General features: G+C 70.6%; 18 protein-coding genes. 9 read left to right on the forward strand and 9 right to left on the reverse strand.

The window, feature by feature from the left end; genetic code table 11:
• Window positions 1–267: 267 nt before the first annotated feature.
• Both K9S39_RS15095 and K9S39_RS15100 read right to left on the reverse strand, forming a co-directional pair.
• Window positions 268–960: a phosphatase PAP2 family protein gene (locus K9S39_RS15095; protein WP_248863856.1), complete on the reverse strand. Its 693-nt coding sequence runs from the start codon at window positions 958–960 to the stop codon at window positions 268–270.
• Window positions 961–989: 29 nt separating this feature from the next.
• The gene (locus tag K9S39_RS15100; protein WP_248863857.1) at window positions 990–1,652 is read right to left on the reverse strand and encodes a phosphatase PAP2 family protein; all 663 of its coding nucleotides are present in this window, start codon (window positions 1,650–1,652) and stop codon (window positions 990–992) included.
• A gap of 551 nt (window positions 1,653–2,203) precedes the next feature.
• Between K9S39_RS15100 and K9S39_RS15105 the strand changes: the two genes are divergently transcribed.
• The 4 genes from K9S39_RS15105 to dgt all read left to right on the forward strand — a co-directional run bounded on the left by K9S39_RS15105 (window position 2,204) and on the right by dgt (window position 5,708).
• Window positions 2,204–2,761 carry a glycoside hydrolase family 25 protein gene (locus K9S39_RS15105; RefSeq protein WP_248863858.1) on the forward strand — a complete coding sequence of 186 codons (558 nt, stop codon included), beginning with the start codon at window positions 2,204–2,206 and terminating at the stop codon, window positions 2,759–2,761.
• A gap of 63 nt (window positions 2,762–2,824) precedes the next feature.
• A complete protein-coding gene (gene nadE / locus K9S39_RS15110; protein WP_248863859.1) occupies window positions 2,825–3,655 on the forward strand; it encodes an ammonia-dependent NAD(+) synthetase in 831 nt (276 codons plus the stop codon).
• 285 nt (window positions 3,656–3,940) lie between these two features.
• Window positions 3,941–4,342 carry a hypothetical protein gene (locus tag K9S39_RS15115; protein WP_248863860.1) on the forward strand — a complete coding sequence of 134 codons (402 nt, stop codon included), beginning with the start codon at window positions 3,941–3,943 and terminating at the stop codon, window positions 4,340–4,342.
• 40 nt (window positions 4,343–4,382) lie between these two features.
• Window positions 4,383–5,708, forward strand: a complete 1,326-nt coding sequence (gene dgt, locus K9S39_RS15120; RefSeq protein WP_248863861.1) for a dGTP triphosphohydrolase — start codon at window positions 4,383–4,385, stop codon at window positions 5,706–5,708.
• An 80-nt stretch (window positions 5,709–5,788) separates the two neighbouring features.
• Here dgt and K9S39_RS15125 read toward each other — a convergent pair whose 3' ends face one another.
• The 7 genes from K9S39_RS15125 to K9S39_RS15155 all read right to left on the reverse strand — a co-directional run bounded on the left by K9S39_RS15125 (window position 5,789) and on the right by K9S39_RS15155 (window position 12,654).
• Complete coding sequence (locus tag K9S39_RS15125; protein WP_248863862.1) at window positions 5,789–6,673, reverse strand: cytochrome c biogenesis CcdA family protein; 885 nt, start codon at window positions 6,671–6,673, stop codon at window positions 5,789–5,791.
• Window positions 6,670–7,452 (reverse strand): DsbA family protein, encoded by a 783-nt coding sequence (locus K9S39_RS15130; RefSeq protein ID WP_248863863.1) that lies wholly within the window; start codon window positions 7,450–7,452, stop codon window positions 6,670–6,672. The genes K9S39_RS15125 and K9S39_RS15130 overlap by 4 nt, the downstream gene beginning before the upstream one ends.
• A 57-nt stretch (window positions 7,453–7,509) precedes the next feature.
• Entirely contained in the window at window positions 7,510–7,905 is a 396-nt protein-coding gene (locus K9S39_RS15135; protein WP_248863864.1) for a hypothetical protein, read from the reverse strand.
• Between the two features lie 495 nt (window positions 7,906–8,400).
• Entirely contained in the window at window positions 8,401–8,928 is a 528-nt protein-coding gene (locus tag K9S39_RS15140; RefSeq protein WP_248863865.1) for an ATP-binding protein, read from the reverse strand.
• Window positions 8,929–9,203: 275 nt separating this feature from the next.
• Window positions 9,204–9,971 carry an enoyl-CoA hydratase/isomerase family protein gene (locus K9S39_RS15145; RefSeq protein WP_248863866.1) on the reverse strand — a complete coding sequence of 256 codons (768 nt, stop codon included), beginning with the start codon at window positions 9,969–9,971 and terminating at the stop codon, window positions 9,204–9,206.
• Window positions 9,972–10,091: 120 nt separating this feature from the next.
• The gene (locus K9S39_RS15150; protein ID WP_406707940.1) at window positions 10,092–11,330 is read right to left on the reverse strand and encodes a L,D-transpeptidase; all 1,239 of its coding nucleotides are present in this window, start codon (window positions 11,328–11,330) and stop codon (window positions 10,092–10,094) included.
• Window positions 11,331–11,577: 247 nt separating this feature from the next.
• Window positions 11,578–12,654: a L,D-transpeptidase gene (locus tag K9S39_RS15155; RefSeq protein ID WP_248868771.1), complete on the reverse strand. Its 1,077-nt coding sequence runs from the start codon at window positions 12,652–12,654 to the stop codon at window positions 11,578–11,580.
• A 411-nt stretch (window positions 12,655–13,065) separates the two neighbouring features.
• Between K9S39_RS15155 and glgX the strand changes: the two genes are divergently transcribed.
• The 5 genes from glgX to K9S39_RS15180 all read left to right on the forward strand — a co-directional run bounded on the left by glgX (window position 13,066) and on the right by K9S39_RS15180 (window position 23,833).
• Window positions 13,066–15,414 (forward strand): glycogen debranching protein GlgX, encoded by a 2,349-nt coding sequence (gene glgX / locus K9S39_RS15160; RefSeq protein ID WP_248863867.1) that lies wholly within the window; start codon window positions 13,066–13,068, stop codon window positions 15,412–15,414.
• A 164-nt stretch (window positions 15,415–15,578) separates the two neighbouring features.
• Window positions 15,579–17,648, forward strand: coding sequence for an ABC transporter ATP-binding protein (locus K9S39_RS15165; protein ID WP_248863868.1), 2,070 nt, complete (start codon window positions 15,579–15,581; stop codon window positions 17,646–17,648).
• Window positions 17,645–19,537, forward strand: coding sequence for an ABC transporter ATP-binding protein (locus tag K9S39_RS15170; RefSeq protein ID WP_248863869.1), 1,893 nt, complete (start codon window positions 17,645–17,647; stop codon window positions 19,535–19,537). Before K9S39_RS15165 ends, K9S39_RS15170 begins: the two co-directional genes overlap by 4 nt.
• 433 nt (window positions 19,538–19,970) lie before the next feature.
• Window positions 19,971–21,917, forward strand: coding sequence for a M4 family metallopeptidase (locus K9S39_RS15175; RefSeq protein ID WP_248868773.1), 1,947 nt, complete (start codon window positions 19,971–19,973; stop codon window positions 21,915–21,917).
• 284 nt (window positions 21,918–22,201) lie between these two features.
• Window positions 22,202–23,833 carry a M4 family metallopeptidase gene (locus K9S39_RS15180; protein WP_248863870.1) on the forward strand — a complete coding sequence of 544 codons (1,632 nt, stop codon included), beginning with the start codon at window positions 22,202–22,204 and terminating at the stop codon, window positions 23,831–23,833.
• Window positions 23,834–23,999: the final 166 nt, after the last annotated feature.

The following is a 23,999-nucleotide window of genomic DNA, read 5'->3' on the forward strand; positions in this document are numbered from 1 at the left end:
GTTGCTGCTTTGGCTGTTGCTGGTGTTGGTGGGCTGTTGTTGCTGGTGTTGCTGTGGTGGCGGATGTTGGTGTTGGTGGCGTTGCCGCCGCGTGTTCGGTGGCGACGGCGCTGGCCGGTGTTCGCTCCCCGGGTCGGTACCGGCACTGAGCACAGTGCTACTGCACGGAGACCCCGTCCATGCCGGTTTAGGAAAGATCTGGGTAAATTGCCCCTGATTTGTGGTATGTGAGCCCTGAACATATGCCGCAGATGTCCGCGAGGTACGTCAATCCGCTTGCTTGGCAGGCGACTTGGGCGGTAGAGGCGTGCCCCGGTGGTGGAGGGCGAAGGGTTCGGCGAGGAATGCCAGGGCCAGAAAGGTGAGGCCCAGAAGCCAGCCCGCCAGGACGTCGCCCGGCCAGTGCACCCCCAGGAGGACGCGGGTGGCGCCGACGCCGATGGCCCAGAGGGCGAGCACCGTGCACCACGTGCGGGCGACGCCGGGGCGGGCGTGGTGGCGGATGCCCCAGGCCAGGATGCCGGCCGCCAGCACGGCGGTGGTGGCGTGGCCCGAGGGCCAGGCGTGGCCGGTGGCGCTCACGGCCCAGTCGGTGACCGTCGGGCGCGGCCGGGCGAGCAGTCCCATCAGGCCGTAACGGACCGCCTGACCGACCGCCAGTACGGCCACGGCGCAGGCCACCGCGCGGATCCTGCCGAGCACCCGCGCACCGGCCAACAGCCCCGCGAGCGCCGCCATCAGGTACGGAACGGGGCCGGTGCCGGTCGCGGTGAGCGCGCGGGCCAGGGAGCGCAGCGGCTCCCCCACATACGCCGTGGACCATTCATGGGCGGACCGTTCGGGCGGGAGCGGGGCTCCATGTCGTACGGCCATGAGGAGGGTCGCAGCGGTGAAGAGCGCCGCGAAGAGCACTGCGAAGAGCGCTGGGCAGACCACCGCCGGCGGGACTCGCGCCCGCACCGTCGGCCCTCGATCCCGCCCTGGCATGGTCACCGCGCGGCCACCAGGGGGCGCAGCCGAGTGGTGCGGAGACGGTCGACGGCCGGGGCGGCGCGGCGGGCGAGGGCGGCCAGCGGCCAGGCGACGAGGCCGCCGACGGCCAGGCCGACGGCGACATCGTGCGGATAGTGAGCGCCGACCCAGACGCGCGAGGCCGCCATCAGGAGCGCGGCCGGCACGGCGATCCGGGCGAGCCGGCGACGGCACAGCACGATGGCGACCGCGGCGGCGGCCGCCATCGCGGAGTGGTTGCTGGGGAACGACCAGTCACCGGGCGCCGGACACGCCACGACGGTGACCGTGGGGAGCGTCCGGCAGGGCCGCTGCTCGCCGACGAGGCTCTTGATCGCGTCGTTCGCGAGGAAGGTGACCAGTACGACGACAGGGGTGGCCAGGGCCATCGCCATACGGGCGGAGTCGGCACGCCGGGCCCGCCACCAGGCGGCCAGCAGCAGGACCGCGAAGAGGCCCAGCCCATAGTCGGTCCAGTAGGAGACGAGGGTGTTGACGGCATCCGGGGCGCGGTGCGCCAGATCGGTGGTCCGGGTGTAGAGGTCATCGTCGATCGAGGCGCCGGCCACGGGGTGGGACGGCGGCCCGCCTAAGGCCTGCACGAGGGCTGTCACCCGCGGATTCGTGGCGGCTCCGGCCATGTCGGTGGTCCCCTTCACAATGGCTTTCGGGTCTGCCGCCCGCCGGCCGACCGCCCGGGTCGACCGCGGTCACGCAGACCCGACCGTGGTCACGTGGACCGACCACGGTCCCGTAGGCCGACCACAGTCATGTAGATGGTCTCCGGAACGGTGGACGACGAAGAGGTGACGGGCGTTCATGTCGCGGACACCACCCGTCCGGCGGCGCCCCGCCGGCGAGACCGCGGCGCCAGACTCTCCCCGCCGCACCCGCGCTCAACCCTCAACAAACCGCTGACGTACGGAACTTGGCTGCCGCAATCTGGCGTCTGAGGCCGTGAACATGCTGAACTGCTGAACTGCTGGACGCAGATGACGGATGCGGATGACGGATACGGATGACGCTCCGAGCGGCGCTTCGAACGACGTCTTGAACGGTGTCGTGAAGGCGTCTCGAACGGCGCAGACGTCTCGAACGGCGCGATGGAACGACCACTGATCGTGGAACGACCACTGAATCGACGCGCTGAATGGCGCTTCGCAACGGCAGGTCCGAACGGCGGGAGGCCCTCATGCTGCACGGTGTCGATGTCAGCTCGTACAACTCCTCGTACTCCACCGAGGGATTGGATTTTGTCTTCGTCAAGGCCACCGAGGGCCGTTCCTACATCAACCCGCGCCAGTACGAGCAGGCCGCCAAGGCCCGTAAAGCGGGATGCGTGGTCGGTTTCTACCACTTCCTCTGGCCGGGGAACATCGCGGCGCAGGCGAGATTCTTCATCGAGAAGTGCGCTTCCGTCGAGGGCGACATCCTGGCCGCCGACTGGGAGCGCACCAGCGAGGGGACGTATGCGAGCAACGCACAGAAGGACCAGTTCCTTCTGGAGGTCAAGAAGCTGCGGCCCAAACACCACCGCGTGATGCTCTACTGCAACCGCGATTTCTGGCTCAACCACGACACCACGTCCTACGCCGCCGACGGCCTGTGGATCGCCGACTATGTTTCCGCCGGGCATCCGCGGATCAAGGCGAAGTGGCGCATCCACCAGTACACCGATACGCCGCTGGACAAGAACGTGGCGGATTTCACGAGCAAGGCCGCTCTCAGGAAGTGGGCGGACCCGGCTTAAGGTTTCTCCTGCCGTCACCGTCCCGGTGACGGCACACGGATACCAGAAACCAAAGGAGCGGCCGTGACCGACCCGGCGTCCAAGGCCCTGCAGGAGGAGATCGCCCGGGATCTCCAGGTAAGCGCGTCCTTCGACGCCGAGCGGGAGATCGAGCGACGGGTGGCCTTCCTCACGGAGCGGCTGACGACCACGGGCCTGCGCTCCCTGGTCCTCGGGATCAGCGGTGGTGTCGACTCCACGACCACGGGCCGGCTCTGCCAGCTCGCCGCGGAGCGGGCCCGCGCCGCCGGGCACGACGCCACGTTCCTCGCGATGCGGCTGCCGTACGGCGTGCAGGCCGATGAGAAGGACGCCCAGCGGGCACTGGACTTCATCCGGGCCGACCGGGTGCTGACCGTCGACATCCGCCCGGCGAGCGATGCGGCGCTGCAGGCGGCGGTGGACGCCGGGGTCACCTTCCGCGACGCCCATCACCAGGACTTCGTCCAGGGCAACATCAAGGCCCGGCAGCGCATGATCGCGCAGTACGCGGTCGCGGGCGCCCATGACGGCCTGGTCGTGGGCACCGACCACGCCGCCGAGGCGGTCTCCGGCTTCTTCACGAAGTTCGGCGACGGCGCTGCCGATGTCGTGCCGCTCACGGGGCTGACCAAGCGCCGGGTGCGTGCGGTGTCGGCCGCGCTCGGCGCCCCGGAGGAGCTGGTGTGCAAGGTGCCGACCGCCGACCTGGAGACCCTCGACCCGGGCAAGCCCGACGAGGACGCGCTCGGTGTGAGCTACGACCAGATCGACGACTTTCTGGAGGGCAAGCCGGTCGCCGACGTCGCCTTCCAGTCGATCGTCCGCCGCTACCGCTTCACCGACCACAAGCGCGCACTGCCGATCGCTCCCTGAGCCGACGCCCTGTGGGCCGTGGCGTGCGGTGGGGCCGGGGCGCTCGCCGTGGGGCCGTCACGCCCGCCGTGGGGCCGTGACACCCGCGGTCCCACAGGGCATCGGCTCCATAGCGCGCCCCGGCCCCACCGCACACCCCCCCACCCATATGTCATGCACCGGCAAGGGGACAGTCACCGTCACGGTGCTAAATCGTGGGTGTGGGCGGGCATGCATGCGGGCATGGGAAGCCGCGAAGTGCGATCGGAAGATCAACTGTCAGTGGGGCCGCCTACGCTCCGAGACATGGGTTACGCAAACCTGCGCGAACTCCAGACCGCGCTGACCACCGCCTCCGATATTGCCTACGCCCTCCAGACCGCGCCCAGCCGGCGCGACGCGGACCAGCTCGTCGACGTCCTCCGGCGAGCGCTGACGGCCGCCAGCTCGCTGGGCGCCGAAACCGGCCCGACGGGCTGCGCCATACATCCGCACGGCGCCGTCGACCCCTTGTACGGCGACCCGGAGGATCCGCTTCCGCCGGGCTACGGAAAGTGCCTGCTCTGCAACGACCGCCGCCGCCGGGCGGACGCCCACCATCCGCACCCCCGCCCGCTCGCGCACGCCTATCCTCTCCGTCGGCGACGGCTGAGCGCCTGGAGGAGTGAGTCCGGCTCCCGCCCGGTCCGTGACGGCACGGGCCGGTAACCGGCACGGGCCCACGACGGGCACGGCGTAGCATCCGCGCATGCGACCTGCCAGATACAGCGATGAGGATCTTGAGCAGCACTCCCTGCGGCGCCGGGTGCCCGATGACGGGCAGCGGTCCGGGTTCGAGCACGACGTCGACCGGATCCTGTACTCGACGCAGTGGCGGGCGCTGGCCGGCAAGAGCCAGGTGGTGGCGAGCGCCGAGCTGGGCGCGTACCACACGCGGCTGACGCACTCGATGAAGGTGGCCCAGCTCGGCCGGCGGATGGCGGAGCGCCTGGAGCGCAAGTACGGCGGGCCGAACCCGGCCCTCGTCGAGGCGGCCTGTATGGCGCACGACATCGGCCACCCGCCGTTCGGGCACGCCGGTGAGCTGGCGCTGCGCGCCACGATGGACGAACTGCACTTCGCGGACGGTGTGCTGGACAGCTTCGAGGGCAATGCGCAGACCCTGCGGGTGCTGACCTACCTCGCCGCCCACAAATACCCGGGCCATCGAGGACTGCATCTCACCCGCGCCTGCCTGGACGCGTCGGCCAAATACCCGTGGGAGCGGGCGCCGGTCGACCAGGATCCGGCGCGGCATGTGAAGTGGGGCGTGTACGTCGCCGACCGGGAGGCGTTCGCCTGGGTGCGGGCCGGCCGTTCGGACACCGCCGTACCGGTCGAGGAACAGGTCATGGACTGGGCGGACGATGTCACCTACGCCTGCCACGACGTCGAGGACTTCCACCGTACGGGCCTGATCCCGCTGGCCTCGCTGTTCCCGCCGGACGGGTCCGCGGGCGGTGACACCGAGCGGGAGACCCGGCGCTTCCTGGACTATGTGCAGGCCAAGCGGGCGCGGGCGGGCGAGGCGTTCGACCGCGAGGCGGCGCTGGTGCTGATGACGGACATCGGCAAGCGGCTCGCGGTGCACGCCCCGTACAGCGGCAGCCATGAGGACGCGGTCGCGGTCAACCGCCGTACCGCCGACCTGATCGCGTACTTCACCCGCGGGATCGAGCTGGAGGTGGGCGGTACGGCGGCGATCCGGTACGGGGCGCGGCTGGTGATCCCGCCGGAGCGGCGGGCGACCTGCGATCTGCTCAAGGAGCTGGTGTGGTGTTACGTCATCGACCGCCCGGCGCTCGCCACCCAGCAGCACGGCAAGCGGCGGGTGGTCGGCGAGCTCCTGCGCTGGAGCCATGACGCCCCCGAGCTGCTGCCGCCGGACCGCGCCGAGGAACTGGCGCAGCACGGCGACCGGCTGCGCGCCGCGGCCGACCATGTCGCCTCGCTGACCGAGGACCAGGCGCTGGCGCTGCACCGGCGGCTGTCCGGCACGGGTCTGGGGTCGGTCAGCGACAACGTCTGGCTGTGAGCAACGTGTGGCCGGCGCAACGCCTGGCTGTGGGCGGAGAACGGCGGCATGCCCGCCGTTCTCCGGCCCCCGCCCGGCGGCTATTCGCGCCCGCTCCGCGCTTTCTCCTCCGGCTCCGCCCGGCGGTTATCCGCGCCGTTCCGCGCTTTTTTCTCCGGCCGCAGCGCGATCCGGCCCAGTACCGCGGCGACGGCGAACGCGGCCAGCGTGATCAGTACGAAGTCCGGCACGGCGTTTCCGATCCGCGCCGCCCATTCCTCGACCCGCATTTCGGCGTCCGCATCGAGAATTCCGGGCACGGCGCCGGTCCCGTCAAAGGCCAGGAAGAGGATGCCGATTCCGATGAAGAACACTCCGGAGAGCGCGGATGTGGTGTGCAACCGCAGCTTTCCGAGGGTGACTTCGCGGCCGCGCAGCCAGCCCCGTGTGCCGAGCTTGAAGCGGTCCCACAGCAGGGCGAGCACAAAGAGCGGCAGCGCCATGCCCAGTGCGTACACGGCGAGCATCGAGGCGCCGTACACGGGTGAGCCGCTGACCGCCGTCACCGTCAGGACCGCGCCCAGGATCGGTCCCGCGCAAAAACCCGCGAGGCCGTAGACACAGCCGAGGAGGAAGGTGGAGACGGCCGAGCGCGGGGTGATTCTGGCGGCGGCCGCCTGAGCGCGCTTGGAGGCGAAACCCAGGCCCAGGATCTGTGCGACGCCCATCGCGATGACGACCCAGCCGCCGATGGTGATCAGCAGTTCGCGGTGGCCGTTGAACAGCCTGCTGGCGGCCGTACTGGCCGCGCCGAGCGGGACCAGCGTCGTCGCGAGCCCCAGGTAGAACACCCCGGTGCGGGCCAGCAGCCGGCCCGGGTTCGAGAGCGAGTAGGCGAAGAACGCGGGCAGCAACAGCGCGCTGCACGGGCTGAGCAGCGCGAGGGCGCCGCCGAGAAAGGCCGCGAGGTAGCCGATGTCGGTCATTTCCCGGCCCCTTCGTTCTGCTTCGCCGAGGACCGCGCGGCGGCTGCGGCGTCCTCGATCGTCTGCTGGAAGACCTCGGCCTGCTGGGCACCGGAGATGGGCCGCCCGTTGATCAGGAACGACGGCGTGGCCTGCACGCCCAGCTGGTAGCCCTCTTCCTGGTCCCGCTCGACCGCGCGCTCGGCGGCCTCGCTCTTCATGTCCTTACGGAACTTCTCGATGTCCGGCACTCCGCTTTCGCGGGCCATGCCGACGAGCTTGTCCTCGGCCAGCTCGTCGCCCTTGCGGGTCTTCGCGTACAGCTCGTCGTGCAGCTGCCAGAACTTGCCCTGCCGCCCGGCGGCCCAGGAGGCGCGGGCGGCCCGCTCCGAGTCGGCGCCCTTGACGGGGAAGTTGCGGAACTCGATCCGCAGCGTGCCCGCGTCGACATACTTCTCGACCAGCTCGGGCTGGGTCTTGCGGGTGAAGCTCCCGCAGAACGAGCACTGGTAGTCGGCGTATTCGACCAGGACGACCGGGGCGTCCTTCTTGCCGAGGGCGAGCGCGTCACCGTCCTCGCGCCGGGTGGTCCGCTTGGTGAGGTCGTCATACATCTTCTGCCGGCCGGCATCCTCCGAGGACTGGCCGGACGTGGCGGCCCGGGGCGCGCCGGTGCCGTCGTCGCGGCCGCTCTCGACGGCCTGGCCGACGGCGATGGCGATGGCGAGCACGGCCACGACGAGGGCGATGACCGCGCCGACGGCGGCCAGTTTGCGGGTGGGAGAGGCGGAAGTGGGCATGCGGAAGCTCCAGTCGTACAGGAAACGGAAAAGGGGCCGGGTGCGTCGGGCGCCGGCCTAAATCCGCAGTACGGGACGGAGCGAGGAATGTTCGGTGGTGGGCGAACTGCCGGTCGGGGGCCGGGCAAGCGCGCACTGCGCGGCCGCGTCGGTGGCGAGCGGCGCCGGGCCGGTGGCGGCAGGGGCGAGTGGCTCGCCACGCTGCGGGCTGGGCAGCGGGACGGACTCATTCGGTCCCGGGGCGTGCCGGCCCGAGCACTTCTTCGGCGTATCGGCCACGACGAGGGGCGCGCCGGCGTCCGGTAGCTGGCCGGAATGCACCGTCAGCGCGGTCTCCACCGACCGTCCCGCCGGCCAAACCTGCTCGCCGCCGGTCCGGCACAGCAGTGGCCCGAAAGTGACCGCGAGGAGCAGCAGCAGGGTCAGCGCGGCCGACCGGCGCACTTGCCGCATGTCCCCTCCTCCGCGATACGTGGCGCGAGCATGAACATCCCATCCTACGGACCGTGCCCGAGCACCCGGAGCATGGACCACCCCGGCCGTCACCCCGCGACACACGGCCGCGCCACGCCGCAGCGCGTACTTACCCAAGTCCACACATCCCTCATCAGAGGCAGCATCCCAACCGGCATTCATAAGGGCGGTGGCATAGGTCACCTTTGATTGTGTATGAATAAGCGCCACTACATCCATATATGCCCGCATTTGCACCTTTGGCAAGGTCACACCCGAGCTGCCATAGTCGACCGCGGCGCTCCCGTCACCGGCGGCGCCCAAGACCCCGCGGGCACACCCCTTCCGCCCGCCGGAGGCCGGCACTGGGGCCCGACCCGCGTCCGCGCGGGAGGGCCCCAGTCCGTTTCCGGGGATACGGGCAGCCCTTTCCGGGCATGCGGGCAGTCCTTCGGGGTGCGGGAAGTCCGCTTCGGGAGACGCGGGGCGGCGGCCTCAGCGGTCGGTGACCCGCATCTCGAACCAGGTCGTCTTGCCACGCGGCAGCAGATCCACGCCCCAGCGGTCGGAGAGCCTGTCGACGAGGTAGAGACCGCGGCCGCTGGTGTCCATCTCCTGGACCGGCATGAGACACGGCAGGCCGCGGGACGGGTCGCGCACCTCGATACGGATCCAGCCACGGCGGCGGAGCATCCGCAGCCCGAAGCAGCGGGCCCCGGTGTGCCGTACGGCGTTGCCGACCAACTCCGAGACCAGCAGCACGGCGTGCTCGGCGAGCTGCGGCGAGAGGGACCACTGCTTCAGCAGGACGGCGGCGGTCAGCCGGCGGGCGATGCCGGCGGACTGGGGGCGGGAGGGCAACCGGACCTCGTCGAGGGTCGGTTCAGTGACCAGTTCGAGCGCCGGGGACACCGGGCCTCCCGGAGCCGGCACCGTTTCCCTGTCCGCACCGGGGAGTCCCCGGCCCGCGGCGGCCGTGCCGCTCCGCGGCCGCGGCTGCTCCATTCCTTCGAGGCCCGCCATGCCCCCATCATGGCCGCTACTCGGCCCCTACGGGGGCGGAACCGACGGAATCCGTTGCCCGGAATCAGCGGTTCCCGCCCCCCTGCGGGACATATGCCAACGGCAGTTAAGGTTCCGGCGCGACCCGACTGACCTGCGACGACCGTGCGTCTCTGACGGAACGACGGGCAGCGCCAACAAGGCCCCCTTAAGCCGTAATTAACTTTTCCGCAATTCGCCCACATGAGGCATAGGCTCCCGGCCAAACCTCATCCGTCCCGCCAACACCACTTGTTTCAGCGGAACTTGGCCTTGCCCGGCCCCTCCTCGACGAAGCTGCGCATACCGGTCTCCCGGTCCTCGGTCGCGAACAGCCCCGCGAACCAGTTGCGTTCGATCGTCAGACCGGTGTCGATGTCCGTCTCCAGGCCCGCGTCGACGGACTCCTTTGCGGCCCGCAGCGCGAGCGCCGGACCGGCCGCCAGCCGCGCCGCCCAGGCGTGCGCCTGCTCGTACACCTCGGCGGCCGGAACCACCCGGTCGACCAGGCCGATGGTGAGTGCCTCGTCGGCCTTCACCTGACGGCCGGTGAAGATGAGGTCCTTGGCCTTGGACGGGCCCACCAGACGGGCCAGCCGCTGGGTGCCACCGGCGCCCGGGATGAGGCCGAGCAGGATCTCGGGCTGGCCGAGCTTGGCGTTGTCGGCCGCGACCCGGAAGTCGGCGCAGAGCGCCAACTCGCAGCCGCCGCCCAGTGCGTAGCCGGTGATCGCGGCGACCACCGGCTTGGGGATCCGGGCCACGGCGGTGAACGCGTCCTGCAGGGCCTTGGAGCGCAGCACCATGGCCGGGTGGTCCATGGCCTGCATTTCCTTGATGTCCGCACCGGCCGCGAACACCTTCTCACCGCCCCAGACCACGACGGCGCGCACATCGTCGCGGCGGCCGGCCTCCTCGGCCAGCTCGCGCAGCCGGTCCTGAGTGGCGATGTCCAGTGCGTTCATCGGCGGACGGTCCAGGCGGATGGTGCCGACGCCGTCGGCGACCTCGAAATTCACAGTCATGGAGGGAAGGTTAGTCCGCGGGGGTGCGGAGGGTACCCCCGGTCAAACGCAGCACGACACTGGAGGCGGTGCACTCGGTCACCATGTGCCGGGCCCCATGGGCCCGGCCACCCGCCCGCCCTACTGTTCGGCCTTCCACTGCTCCCAGGAGAGGTTCCAGTCACTGAAGCCGTTCTCCGGCTGGATCGTTTCATCGTGCGAGTTCTTGACGATCACGACATCGCCGATGATCGAGTTGGCGAAGAACCAGGCCGCCGGGGTGGACTTGTCGTGGCCGCCGCGCACATCGAACAGGCCGACGCAGCCGTGGCTGGCGTTCCGTCTGCCGAAGGTGGGCTTGCCCGACCAGTAGTTGCCGTGGATGAACGTGCCGGACGTGCTCAGCCGCATCGCGTGCGGTACGTCCTTGATGTCGTACTCGCCGCCGAAGCCGACGGTGTCGCCGTTCATCCGCGTCACCGGATGCTTCTCGCTGATCACCATCTGGCCGTTGTAGGTCTCGGTGCCCGGCGCGCCCGCGGTGATCGGGATGGTCTTGACCGTCTTGCCGTCGCGGACGACCGTCATCTTCTTCGACTTGGCGTCGACGGTGCTGACCTGGCTGCGGCCGATGGTGAACGAGACCTCCTTGGACTGGGTGCCGTACACACCCGGCCGGCCCTGGACGCCGTCGAGGTCGAGCTTGAGGGTGACCTCGGTGCCGGGCGCCCAGTATTTCTCCGGACGGAAGTCGAGCCGGTCGTTGCCGAACCAGTGGCCCTCGATCGGGACGGACGGCTTCGCGGTGACCTTGATGGCTTTCTCGACGGCCTCCGGGTCGGTGATCCCTCGGTTGAAGCGGAGGGAGACCGGCATTCCGACGCCGACCCGCTGGCCGTTCTCCGGGGAGTACTGGCCGATGAAGGTGTTCTGGGGGACGAGCGTGGTGAAACGGGAGTGCTCTGCGGCCTCCCGGCCCTGGACGTCCACGGCGATCGCGTCGACGGTGTACTCCGTCGAGGCGCCGAGGTGGCCGCTCGGCTGCCACAGGGTGCCGCTGCCGGATATCTTCCCGGCCACCTCGTTGCCCTTGCTGTCCCTGACCTTGACGGATGTGAGCCGGCCCTTGTGGGCGGTCACCTTCAGCGCGCCGGTGGTGGCGACGTCCTCCGCGCCGTCCTTGGGAGCTATCGTGACGGCCGCCCGGGAGGCGGACTTGTCGGTGCCCGCCTTGCCGGCCGGCTTCTTGCGGTCGTCCTCGTCGCCGCCGCACGCGCTCACCAGCAGCGCGGCGCCGAGCAACAGCGCGAGCGGCACCCGTCCCCTGCGTGGCCACCGCCGCCGGCGAACCGGCTCCCCCGATATCGGCTGCACGTTCACGATTGGCCCCCTTTTCCCCTCGCACTCCCGCGACCCCCCGCACGCGGACGCGAACAGCCGCGCGCTTGCCGTTAGATAACCACACCGCGGTGACAGTGGAATCCCCGCCACTGTCACCGTTTAGTCCCAACTGGGAGGAGTGGGGTGGGGGGCTACGGACGGTAGCGGAGTGACGGGAGGATTCGTCCGGAGGTCGGTCGGATTCGACCGGCCCTCCAGGGGAGCATCGACACAGCGCGGTACCGGATCAGCGCAGCGCCGAGCCGGCCCGCCAGCGCTCCCACGACATGTTCCAGCCACCGAGACCGTTGTCCGGCGCGACCGTACGGTCCCACGAGTTCCGCACCTCCACGGTGTCGCCGACGATCGAACGGGCGAAGAACCAGCCGGCCGGCGTCTTCGGGCCGCCGCCCCGGACGTCCTTGAGCCCCACACAGCCATGGCTGGTGTTGAGGCCGCCGAAGACGGCGGGCGGTGCCCAGTAGTTGCCGTGCAGAAAGGTCCCGGACCGGGTGAGGCGCATCGCGTGCGGGACGTCCTTGATGTCGTACTCACCACCGAAGCCGACGGTGCGCCCGTCCATCCGCGTCACCGACTGACGGGCCATGATCACCATCTTCCCGTTGTAGGTGGGGTTTTGGGCGTTGCCCGCGGTGACCGGCAGCCGGGCCAGCACCCGGCCGTCCCGCCGCACCGTCATGATGTGCCGGGCGACGTCAACGGTGCTGATCTGATCCCGGCCGACCCGGTAGCGGATCGTCTTGCGCTGGACCCCGTAGGCGTCCGGACCGGTCTGCACATCACGCAGCCGCAGATCGACGGTGATCACGGTGCCCGGCCTCCAGCGGTCGCGGGGTCGGAAGTCCAGCCGCCGGGAGCCGAACCAGTGGGGGGCGATCTGAACGGCGGGCCGGGCGGTGACCCTGATGGCGCGCTCGACGGCCGCGCGGTCGACGACCCGCCGGTTGAAGGTCAGCGAGACGATCATGCCGGTGCCGACCCTGGTGTTGTTCTCGGGCGTGTAGAAGCCGATGAGGCGGTGCGGGGGCACGAGGGTGGTGAAGGTGGTGCGGCGGGTGGTGCGGCGGCCGGCGCCGTCCAGGGCCACCACGTCGACGGTGTACTTCGCGCCGAGCGCGAGGGGGCCGGACGTGGGGCGCCAGATCCGTCCGTCCGGGGAAATCCGGCCGGCGAGGGGAGTTCGGCCGGCGGTACCGGCACGTCGCACCTCGACCCGCGCCAGCCGTCCCTCGGGCACCCGGACCTCCAGCCGCTCCCGGGTCCGTACGCCGCGCGCACCGTCATCCGGGACGACCCTGATCATCTCCTCCGGAGGGCGCGGCTCCGAGGGGGCGCAGCCGGCCAGGGCCGATCCGGCGAGCACGGTCACGACGACGATCACGACGGCGGCCCGGGTGCGGCCACCACCCCGTGACCGGGCTCCCCCGGGCTCCGTCCGGAGGGCCCCCCATCGCCCCCGTCGCCCTGCCCCCTTCGCTCGGTCCTCCTGATGGACGGTCATATACCGAATTGTGCCTGATGTTGCATCAGTTGCCGGTGATGCCGCGAAATCGGTATGTCATGACGGGAGCTCCGGGCACCTTCCCCGGGGGGAGCGTGAGGCAACGCCCGGTTGCGGGAAGAACAACGCCGAGGGCGGAGACGCCCGCACGGCTGGGACTCCGTGCGGGGGGGCCGCCGCCCGACCGAGCCATGAGCCGCAGGAGGCCGGTACGTGTCGAGCGCACCTGAGCAGGAGGCAGCACGGGACGGACGCGAAGACCAGGACGGAGCGGACGGGGCAGGCGGACGGGACGGCCCGGGCGGCGGCACAGGCCGGAGCGGGCCGGGCCGGGTCGGCCGCCCGGCGCCCTCACGCGGCACACCCGCCGCCGTCCGCCCCGGTAGTCCGACCCCCCTCGGCGCCCGTTACCGCACCGGCCCCGACGGCGTCGCCGGCACCAATTTCGCCCTGTGGGCGGGCGGCGCCGAGGCCGTGGAGCTCTGCCTCTTCGACGACGAGGAACACGAGACGCGCCATCCGCTGACCGAGCTGACGCATGAGATCTGGCACGGCTTCCTGCCCGGCGTACGCCCCGGGCAGCGTTACGGCTATCGGGTGCACGGCCGGTGGGACCCCTGGGCCGGTGCCCGCTGGAATCCGGCCAAGCTGCTGCTCGACCCGTACGCACGGGCCGTGGACGGCGACTTCGACGGCGGAACGGGAGCCACCGCCCCGCGGCCCGCCCTGCCCGCCGAGCTCTACGGGCACGTCCGCGACTGGCCGCAGCAGCAGGCCGCCGACACCGTGCGCGACGACCGCGACTCGGCGCTGTACGTCCCCAAGGCGGTGGTGGTCGGCGACGACGCCGACGGCCCGGGGGACGACGAGTGGCGGGACGACCGGCGGCCCAAGACCCCCTGGCCGGACTCCGTGCTCTACGAGCTGCACGTCCGCGGCTTCACCATGCGTCACCCCGGCGTCCCCGCGCGGCTGCGCGGCACCTACGCCGGACTGGCGCACCCCGCCGCCCTGGAGCACCTCATCCGGCTCGGCGTCACCGCCGTCGAGCTCCTGCCCGTCCATCAGTTCGCACACGAGGACCACCTGGTGCGCCGGGGGCTGCGCAACTACTGGGGATACAACTCCATCGGCTACTTCGCGCCGCACGCCGCCTACGCCGCCACCGGCACCCGGGGGCAGCAGGTCGGCGAATTCAAACGGATGGTGCGGGCGCTGCACGACGCCGGTATCGAAGTGATCCTCGACGTCGTCTACAACCACACCGCGGAAGCCGGCGAACTGGGCCCGACCCTCTCCCTCCGGGGCATCGACAACCGCGGCTACTACCGGCTCCAGGACGACGCCCGCCGCTACGCCGACTACACCGGCTGCGGCAACACCCTGCACGTCGTACAGCCCCACGTCCTGCGCCTCATCACCGATTCGCTGCGCTACTGGGTCACCGAAATGGGTGTGGACGGCTTCCGCTTCGACCTCGCGGCCGCGCTGGCCCGCTCCATGCACGACGTCGACATGCTCTCCCCGTTCCTCGCCGTGATCGCCCAGGATCCGGTGCTGCGCCGGGTCAAGCTGATCGCCGAGCCCTGGGACGTGGGCTCCGGCGGCTACCAGGTCGGTGCGTTCCCGCCCCTGTGGACGGAGTGGAACGACCGCTACCGCGACACCGTCCGCGACTTCTGGCGCGGCGCCCAGCCCGATGTCCGCGATCTGGGCTACCGGCTCTCCGGATCGAGCGACCTGTACGCCTGGGGCGGCCGCCGCCCGTACGCGTCGGTCAACTTCATCACCGCCCACGACGGATTCACCCTCCGCGACCTGGTCACCTACGAGCACAAACGCAACGCCGCCAACGGCGAGGGCAATCGCGACGGCACCCACGACAACCGGGCCTGGAACTGCGGCACCGAGGGCGAGACCGACGATCCGGCCGTCAACGCCCTGCGCCGCCGCCAGCTGCGTAACCTCCTCACCACCCTCCTGCTGTCCACCGGCGTCCCGATGCTGGTCGCGGGCGACGAGATGGGCCGCACCCAAGGCGGCAACAACAACGCCTACTGCCAGGACAACCCGACCAGTTGGCTCGACTGGTCGCTGCTCGACGACCCGTGTTGGCGCGCGCTGGCCGACCTCGCCGCCCGGCTGATCGCACTGCGCCGCGCCCATCCCGTACTGCGCCGCCGCGCCTTCTTCTCCGGCCGTCCACAGCAGCGCGGCGGCCTGCGCGACCTGGCCTGGTTCAGTGCCGAGGGCACGGAAATGACCGAGCGGGACTGGTACGCCCCGGGGGCCACGCTGGGCATGTACCTGTCCGGCAACGACATTCCGCAGCGCGACGCCCAGGGCAGCCCCATCGTCGACGACAGCTTCCTCGCCGTCCTCCACGCCGCCGCGCACCCCCGCCGCGTCACCCTCCCCGGCCCGCCGTGGGCCCAGGCGTACGAACTCCTCGTCGACACCGGGATGCAGGAACCGCCGACCGCGGACGCCCGGTACAAAGCGGGCGGCACGCTCACCGTTCCGGGACGGTCGGTGCTGCTGTTCCGGGCGGATCCCGGCTGACGCATGCTCCGGACGGATCCCGGTTGTCGGTACTCCGGGCGGCCCCCGGCTGACACCTGTTCAGGACAGATCCCGACCGACGCTCCCCGGACCGCCGCGGGCCAAGCCCCACCCGCGGAAAACCGCGTGAGCATTGTCGGTGGTGCGGCTTACGCTCGCGAGTGATGGCCGATACCGCGCAGACGACGCCCCAGACCGACCCGACCACCAGCCCCTCCGCCCACGCCCGCCGCTCCGCGGTGCGCTCCCTGCTGCGCCTGTGGCCCTTCGTCCGCCCGGTGCGGACGCGGCTGTCCCTGGCGGCGTTCGTGGCGGTGCTCGCGTCGTGCATCGGGCTGGTCATCCCGCTGGTGCTCAAGTGGCTGGTGGACGGTCCGGTGGCGGAGCGCGACCCGGGCGGTACGTGGCTGGGCGGCGGCCTCCTGCTGCTCCTCGGGATCGCCGAGGCGGGGCTGTTCGGCTTGCGACGCTGGCTGGTGGCGCGGCCCCTGGCCGGCGTCGAGGCGGCGATGCGCGAGGCGCTGTACCGCCATGTCCAGCGGCTGCCGGTCTCCTTCCACGACCGCTGGGCGTCCGGCCAGCTGCTGTCGCGCGGCACCACCGACCTTCAGCTGCTCCGTATGTTCCTCGCCTTCCCGCTGACGTTCCTGCTGGTCAACGGCGCAACGATCCTGGTCGGCTGCGTACTCCTGCTGGTCCAGCGCTGGTCGCTCGGAGTGGTGCTGCTGGCGCCGGTGCTGCCGCTGATGGTGGTGTGCTCGGTCTTCGAGGCCAAGTACGCGGTGGCGGCGCGGCGTGCTCAGGACCAGGTGGGTGATCTGACGACGGTGGTCGAGGAGTCCGTGCTCGGCATCCGGATCATCAAGGGCTTCGGGCGGCACCGCAGCCAGGCCCGCGCCTTCAAGGAGCTGACGCACCGGCTGCGTGCCACGGAGCTGCACAAGGCGCGGCTGCTTGCCGCCATCTGGTGCGTCATCTCGGCGCTGCCGGAGCTCGCCATCGCCGCGACCCTGGTGCTCGGCACGCTCCAGGTGGCCGACGGCGCGCTGTCCGCGGGCACACTCGTGGCGTTCCTGTCGACGGCCCTGGCGCTGCGCTGGCCGGTGGACTCCATCGGCTTCCTGCTGGCCATGAGCAACGAGGCGGCGACGGCCACGGACCGGTATTTCGAGGTCATGGACGAAGCCCCGATGGGGGACGAGGGCCGCGGAGCGAAGACCGCAAGCATGGCGCCGCGCCCGGAGTCCGCGGCCGCTCCCGGCGGGCTGGTCTTCGAGGGCGTCGAATTCCGCTATCCCGATGCGGCGAAGGACACCCCGCCGACCCTCCGGGGCATCGATCTGCACATCCGGCCCGGCGAGACCATGGCGCTGGTGGGGGCCACGGGCAGCGGGAAGACCACCCTCACGGCGCTGGTGCCCCGGCTGTACGACCCCACCGCGGGCCGGATCATCATGGACGGCCGGGATCTGGCGACGCTCAGCCGGGACGAGGCGCGGGCCCTGGTCGCGGTGGCCTTCGAGGAACCCACGCTGTTCTCGGCGACCGCGGCGGAGAACGTCCTGATGGGTGCGGCGGACGCCCAAGAGGCCGATCTGCTGCGGGCGTTACGGGTCGCGCAGGCCGACGAGTTCGTCCATGCCCTCCCCGAAGGCACCGCCTCCCAGGTCGGTGAACAGGGCCTGAACCTCTCCGGCGGACAACGGCAACGACTCGCCCTGGCCCGCGCGGTGGTCGGCCGGCCACGCTTCCTGATCCTCGACGATCCGCTCTCCGCGCTCGACGTCCACACCGAGGCCCTGGTGGAGGCGGCCCTGCGCCAGGTCCTGGCGACCACCACCGCCCTGGTCGTCGCCCACCGGCCGTCCACGGTCCTGCTGGCCGACCGGGTGGCGCTGCTGTCCGGCGGCCGGATCACCGCCGTCGGCACCCACCACGAACTGCTCCGGGACAACCCCGAGTACGCCACCTTGATGTCCGGCGAACCGGACCACGGCGACGCCGGTGGCCCCGATGGCCCGGATGGCCGCGATGACTGCGACGACCGCGAAGCCGCACCGGAGCACGACGACCACGGCGACCACGGCGACCACCACCGAGGCCACGGCCACGGCGCCCCGGGCCGGCGCGGCGACGCCGGTGGCCCCGATGACCGCATGAGCGCACCCGAACACCGCGACCACCAGCAAGGCCACGGCGCCCCGGGCCGGCGGGAAGGGGAGAGCGTCCGATGACGTCCACCACTACGACGGGCCGGTCGGCCGATGACCCCGAGAGCGGCAAGGCGAACGGCGACCGCGAGAGCGACGACGCCGCCCGGAAGCCGACCGATTCCGACGCGTTCGAGCGGGACGTCCTGCCCACGCCCAAGGGCGCCTCGCGCGCTCTGCTGCGGTCGTTGCTGAAGCCGCATCACGGCCGTGTCCGCCTGGCCGCCGTCCTCCTCCTGGCCGAGCAGATCGCGGTGCAGGCCGGCCCGCTGCTGGTGGCCTACGCGATCGACCACGCCGTACCGGCGCTGCGGTCCGGCGACCACGGTCCGCTGATCATCATGGCGGTGGTGGCTGCGCTGTGCGCCCTGGCGTCCGGCGGGCTGCAGTACGTGTTCGTCAGGCTCTCGGCCCGGGTGAGCCAGGACGTCCTGCTCGACCTCCGGGGCCGGATCTTCCGGCACGGGCAGACGCTCAGTCTGGACTTCCACGAGCGCTATACGTCCGGCCGGCTGATCTCCCGGGCCACGACCGATGTGGAGTCGCTGCGCGAACTCCTTGAGGAGGGCCTGCAGGAGCTGATCGAGGTCGTTCTCTCGACCGTCTACATCACCACGATCCTGCTCTTCCTGGACTGGGGCCTCGGCGCCGCGGCCCTCGCCTTCGCCGGGCCGCTCTACCTCCTCGTACGCTCCTTCCAGCGCCGCTCGCAGCGGGCCTACAGCGTGAAGTCCACGGCGATGGCGTCCGTCATCGTGAAGTTCACCGAGACCGTCAACGGCATCCGCCCGGTGCAGGCGTTCCGCCGCGAGCGGCCGAACGACACCGCGTTCGGCCGTCTGAACCACCGCCACGAGCGGGTCAACGGCTCGGCCACCCTGGAGATGGCCCGGTATGTCATCTCGTCCCGTCTGGTGGCCAACGTCGCGATCGCCGGGATCGTCCTGTGGGGCGCGTACCGCGTGGCCTCCGGCGGGCTCGCGCTCGGTGTGCTGGCCGCCGCGGCGCTCTATCTGCGCCGGCTGTACGACCCCATCGACCGGCTGGGGATGTTCCTCAACTCGTACCAGTCCGCGGCGGCTTCGCTGGAGAAGATCGCCGGTCTGCTCGCCCAGCGGCCCGGTGTCCCGGAGCCGGTGGCGCCGGTCGCGCTGCCGCCCGTGGCGTCCGGCCGGCCCGGCCGCGAGGTCGGCTTCCGCGGTGTCCGCTTCGCCTACCGCACCGGCGGCGAGGTGCTCCCCCGCCTCGATCTGACCCTCGCGGCCGGCTCGACCGTCGCCGTGGTGGGCGCCACCGGGGCCGGCAAGTCCACCGTCGCCAAGCTGCTGGCCCGGTTCTACGACCCCACCGAGGGGCGCGTCCTGCTCGACGGCGTCGATCTGCGCGATCTGTCCACCGCGGAGCTGCGCCGCAATGTCGTGATGGTCACCCAGGAGGCGTTCCTGTTCTCCGGCACCGTCGCCGAGAACATCGCCATCGGCCGCCCGGACGCCACCCGTGCGGAGATCGAGCTGGCCGCGAAGGCCATCGGCGCACATGACTTCATCACCGGCCTGCCGGATGGCTACGACACCGACGTCCGCAAGCGCGGCGGCCGTATCTCCGCAGGCCAGCGGCAGTTGGTCGGCTTCGCCAGGGCGCTGCTCGCCGACCCCGCGGTGCTGATTCTGGACGAGGCCACCAGCTCCCTGGACATCCCGGGCGAGCGGGCGGTGCAGGGCGCCATGAGCACTGTGCTGCAGGGCCGTACGGCCGTCGTCATCGCGCACCGGCTGTCGACGGTCGAGATCGCCGACCGGGTCCTCGTCATGGCCGACGGCCGCACGGTCGAGGACGGTCCCCCGTCCGAACTGATCGCGGACCACGGCCGTTTCGCGGCACTGCAGGAGGCGTGGCGGCAGAGCGTGGGGTGAGGGCCCCAGGGGGACGAAGGCTCGGAAGAAGGGGCCCCACGCCCCTCTCTCCCCCGCTCACCGCGCCAACTGTCCGCCATGCGAACGCGGATTTCGCGCAACGGACGGTTTCCGGCCAATTAGTTGAACGGAGCCTGACAACCGCCTGTGCGCGGTGGGACTCTTCCCGGCAACCACCCGTGCGACCCCCCACAGCACCACTCCCACGGCAGGCCGTTCCCGCTCCACCCGTATGGCTCCCCCCACGCTCCATGAGTTCTGCTCGCTCCGCCCGGACGGCCGTTCGCCGCCCGGTCCCCCTCGGCCGCACTGTCCGGTCGCGGCCACCGCAGAAGGAGTCAGTGTGAGACGCACCCCCCATGGATCAATCCGCCGCAGACGCACCCCCCACAGACGCGCCGTGACCACCGGCACGCTGGTCGCCGTCACGGCCATGCTGGCCGTCGGTGTGCAGGCCGGCACCGGCACGGCCGCCGCCCCGCGGCCGGGCACCCCCCACGCCACCGCCGCCCCCGGCGCGCTGCCGGCCAAGCTGTCCCCGTCCCAGCGTGCGGAGCTGATACGGGCGGCCGGCGCCTCCACCGCCGAGACCGCGAAGCTGCTGAAGCTCGGCGCCAAGGAGAAACTCGTCGTCAAGGACGTCATCAAGGACGCCGACGGCACCACCCACACCCGCTACGACCGCACCTACGCCGGACTCCCGGTCCTCGGCGGCGACTTGATCGTGCACACCGCCAAGGACGGCGCCGTCAAGAGCACCACCAAGGCGACCGACAAGCCCGTCAAGCCGGCCTCCACCACCCCGCAGGTCACGCCGGCCGCGGCCGAGGCGCAGGCCGTCAAGTCGGCCCAGGCGCAAGGGGCGAAGCGGACCGGGGCGGCGAAGGCGCCGCGCAAGGTGGTCTGGGCCGCCGACGGCACACCGGTGCTCGCGTACGAGACCGTGGTCGGCGGGCTGCAGGACGACGGCACGCCCAACGAGCTGCATGTCATCACGGACGCCACCACCGGCGCCAAGCTCTTCGAGTACCAGGCGATCAAGAACGGCACCGGCCACAGCCAGTACAGCGGCAAGGTCACGCTCGGCACCGCACCCTCGTACACGCTGACCGACACCGGCCGCGGCAACCACAAGACGTACAACCTCAACCACGGTTCGTCCGGCACCGGGAGACTGTTCTCCGACCCGGATGACGTGTGGGGCGACGGGACTCCGCAGAACGTCCAGACGGCCGGTGTGGACGCCCACTTCGGCGCCGCGCTGACCTGGGACTACTACAAGAACGTGCACGGCCGCAGCGGAATCCGGGGGGACGGTGTCGGCGCGTACTCCCGCGTCCACTACGGCAACAACTACGTCAACGCCTTCTGGAGCGACAGCTGCTTCTGCATGACGTACGGCGACGGCAGCGGCAACGCCAAGCCCCTGACGTCCATCGACGTCGCGGCACACGAAATGACGCACGGTGTCACCTCCGCCACCGCCAACCTCACCTACAGCGGCGAATCCGGCGGCCTGAACGAGGCCACCAGCGATATCTTCGCGGCCGCCACGGAGTTCGACGCCAACAACCCGCAGGACCCGGGCGACTACCTCATCGGCGAGAAGATCGACATCAACGGCAACGGCACCCCGCTGCGCTACATGGACAAGCCCAGCAAGGACGGCCGGTCCAAGGACTACTGGTACTCCGGCATCGGCAATGTCGACGTCCACTACTCCTCGGGTGTCGCCAACCACTTCTTCTATCTGCTGTCCGAGGGCAGCGGCCCGAAGGACATCGGCGACGTCCACTACGACAGCCCCACCTACGACAACCAGCCGGTCCCGGGCATCGGCCGGGCCAACGCCGAGAAGATCTGGTTCAAGGCGCTCACCCAGTACATGACCGCCAACACCAACTACGCGGCGGCGCGCACCGCCACGCTGTCCGCCGCCGCCGACCTCTTCGGCCAGGGCAGCGCGACCTACAACACGGTCGCCAACACCTGGGCGGCGGTCAATGTCGGCTCCCGCGTCCCGGACGACGGCGAGGGCACCGTCTACGAGAACACCGATGACGTCGCGATCCCGGACGCGGGCGCGGCGGTCACCTCACCGGTCAAGGTCAGCCGCAGCGGCAACGCGCCCAGCGGACTGAAGGTGACGGTGGACATCGTGCACACCTACCGCGGCGACCTGGTCATCGATCTGCTCGCCCCGGACGGCACGGCCTACCGCCTGAAGAACTCCCACGCCAACGACCCGGCGAACAACGTCAAGGCGACCTACACCGTCAACGCCTCCTCGAAGGCGGCGAGCGGCACCTGGAAGCTGCGGGTCCGGGACGTCTACGCCCAGGACACCGGCTACATCAACGGCTGGAAGCTCACGTTCTGACGTGGCGACAACACCTCAGCGTCACCGTTGTGTGACAAAGGGGTTTCGCCACTTCACAGATCGCCTCAAGTAGCCCGATAAGGCTGCAAATTGGGCGCCGTTCCCGGGGCTCCGGGGCGGCGCCCCCTCCGTTATGCGGACAACACGCTCCTACCTACGGACGATTTTTGGCCAACCTCTCAACTGCCTCCTGACATGCACGCGTTCGAATGGCAGTGTTCCCGGGGCATGTCACACCCGCATCGCTTTGCACCCCCACCACTGGCAAAGTTGAAGGAGCACGCGTGACCCCGCGTATATCCCGCAAGACCCGTATCACCGGTACCGCCCTCGCCGCAGCCGGTCTCCTGGCCGCCGGCATCACCGTAGGCACCGCGGGCGCCTCGACCACGCAGACCGGCGAGAAGAGCGCACTGCCGATCAAGCTCAGCGCCTCGCACCGTGCCGAACTGCTGCGTGACGCCGGCGCCACCAAGGCGCAGACCGCCAAGGAACTCGGCCTCGGCGCGCAGGAGAAGCTGGTCGTCAAGGACGTCATCAAGGACGCCGACGGCACCACGCACACCCGCTACGACCGCACCTACGCCGGACTCCCGGTCCTCGGCGGCGACTTGATCGTGCACACCGCCAAGGGCGGCGCCGTCAAGAGCACCACCAAGGCGACCGACAAGTCCGTCAAGCCGCCCTCCACCACCGCGAAGATCGCCCCCACGGCCGCCGCGAAGTCCGCGCAGGGCACCGCGACCAAGACCATCAGCGCGAAGGGCGCCGACGCGCAGACCCCCACGAAGGTCGTCTGGGCCGCCTCCGGCAACCCCGTCCTCGCGTACGACACCGTCGTCAAGGGCGTCAAGAAAGACGGCACGCCCAGCAGGCTGCACGTCATCACCGACGCCAACTCCGGCAAGAAGCTCTTCCAGTACGACGAGATCCGCACCGGCAAGGGCGAGAGCCAGTACAGCGGCAGCGTCGAGCTGGGCACCGAGAAGGACGGCAACAAGTTCACGCTGACCGACGGCGAGCGGGGCGGTCACCGGACCACCAACCTGGAGAACAGCGAGAACGGCGAGGGCAAGTCGTTCATGGACGACGATGACGCGTGGGGCACCGGCAAGCCCGACGACCCGCAGACCGCGGCCGTCGACGCCGCCTACGGCGCGGGCGTGACCTGGGACTACTACAAGAACGTGCACGGCCGCAGCGGCATCAAGGGCGACGGCAAGGGCGCCTCGTCCCGCGTCCACTACGGCGACAGCTATGTCAACGCCTTCTGGGACGACAGCTGCTTCTGCATGACGTACGGCGACGGCGAGGGCAACAAGAAACCGCTCACCTCGCTCGACGTCGCGGCGCACGAGATGTCGCACGGCGTCACCTCCGCCACCGCCAACCTGGAGTACAGCGGCGAGTCCGGTGGCCTCAACGAGGCCACCTCGGACATCTTCGGCACCTCGGCCGAGTTCTACGCCAAGAACGACAAGGACCCGGGCGACTACCTCATCGGCGAGAAGATCGACATCAACGGTGACGGCAGCCCGCTGCGCTACATGGACAAGCCCAGCAAGGACGGCAACTCGCTGGACTTCTGGAAGGAGGGCGCCGGCGACGTCGACGTCCACTACTCCTCGGGCATCGGCAACCACTTCTTCTACCTGCTGTCCGAGGGCAGCGGCCCGAAGGAGATCGGTGGCGTCAAGTACGACAGCCCGACGGCGGACGGCTCCAAGGTGGAGGGGATCGGACGGGACAAGGCCGAGAAGATCTGGTTCAAGGCGCTCACCGCGTACATGACCTCGACCACGGACTACAAGGGGGCCCGTGAAGCGACTGTTAAAGCCGCCACGGACCTTTATGGCGCGGACAGCGCCGAGCTCAAGGGTGTCGGCGCCGCCTGGACTGGCGTCGCCGTGAAGTAGACCCTACGTGGTTGCTCGCCGTTTTCGGCCGGCCCGCCGTGAGGGTTTGTCGCCCTTGTGGCGGGCCGCCGTTTTTGGCTGTCCCGCCATGGCTCCCCCACTGCCTCAAGGACGTGGGAGGTACCCCCACGCTGCGGGCTGTCGCCGCCGCGGGCGCAACGGCGGG

The organism is Streptomyces halobius (assembly GCF_023277745.1).
Lineage (GTDB): Bacteria > Actinomycetota > Actinomycetes > Streptomycetales > Streptomycetaceae > Streptomyces > Streptomyces halobius.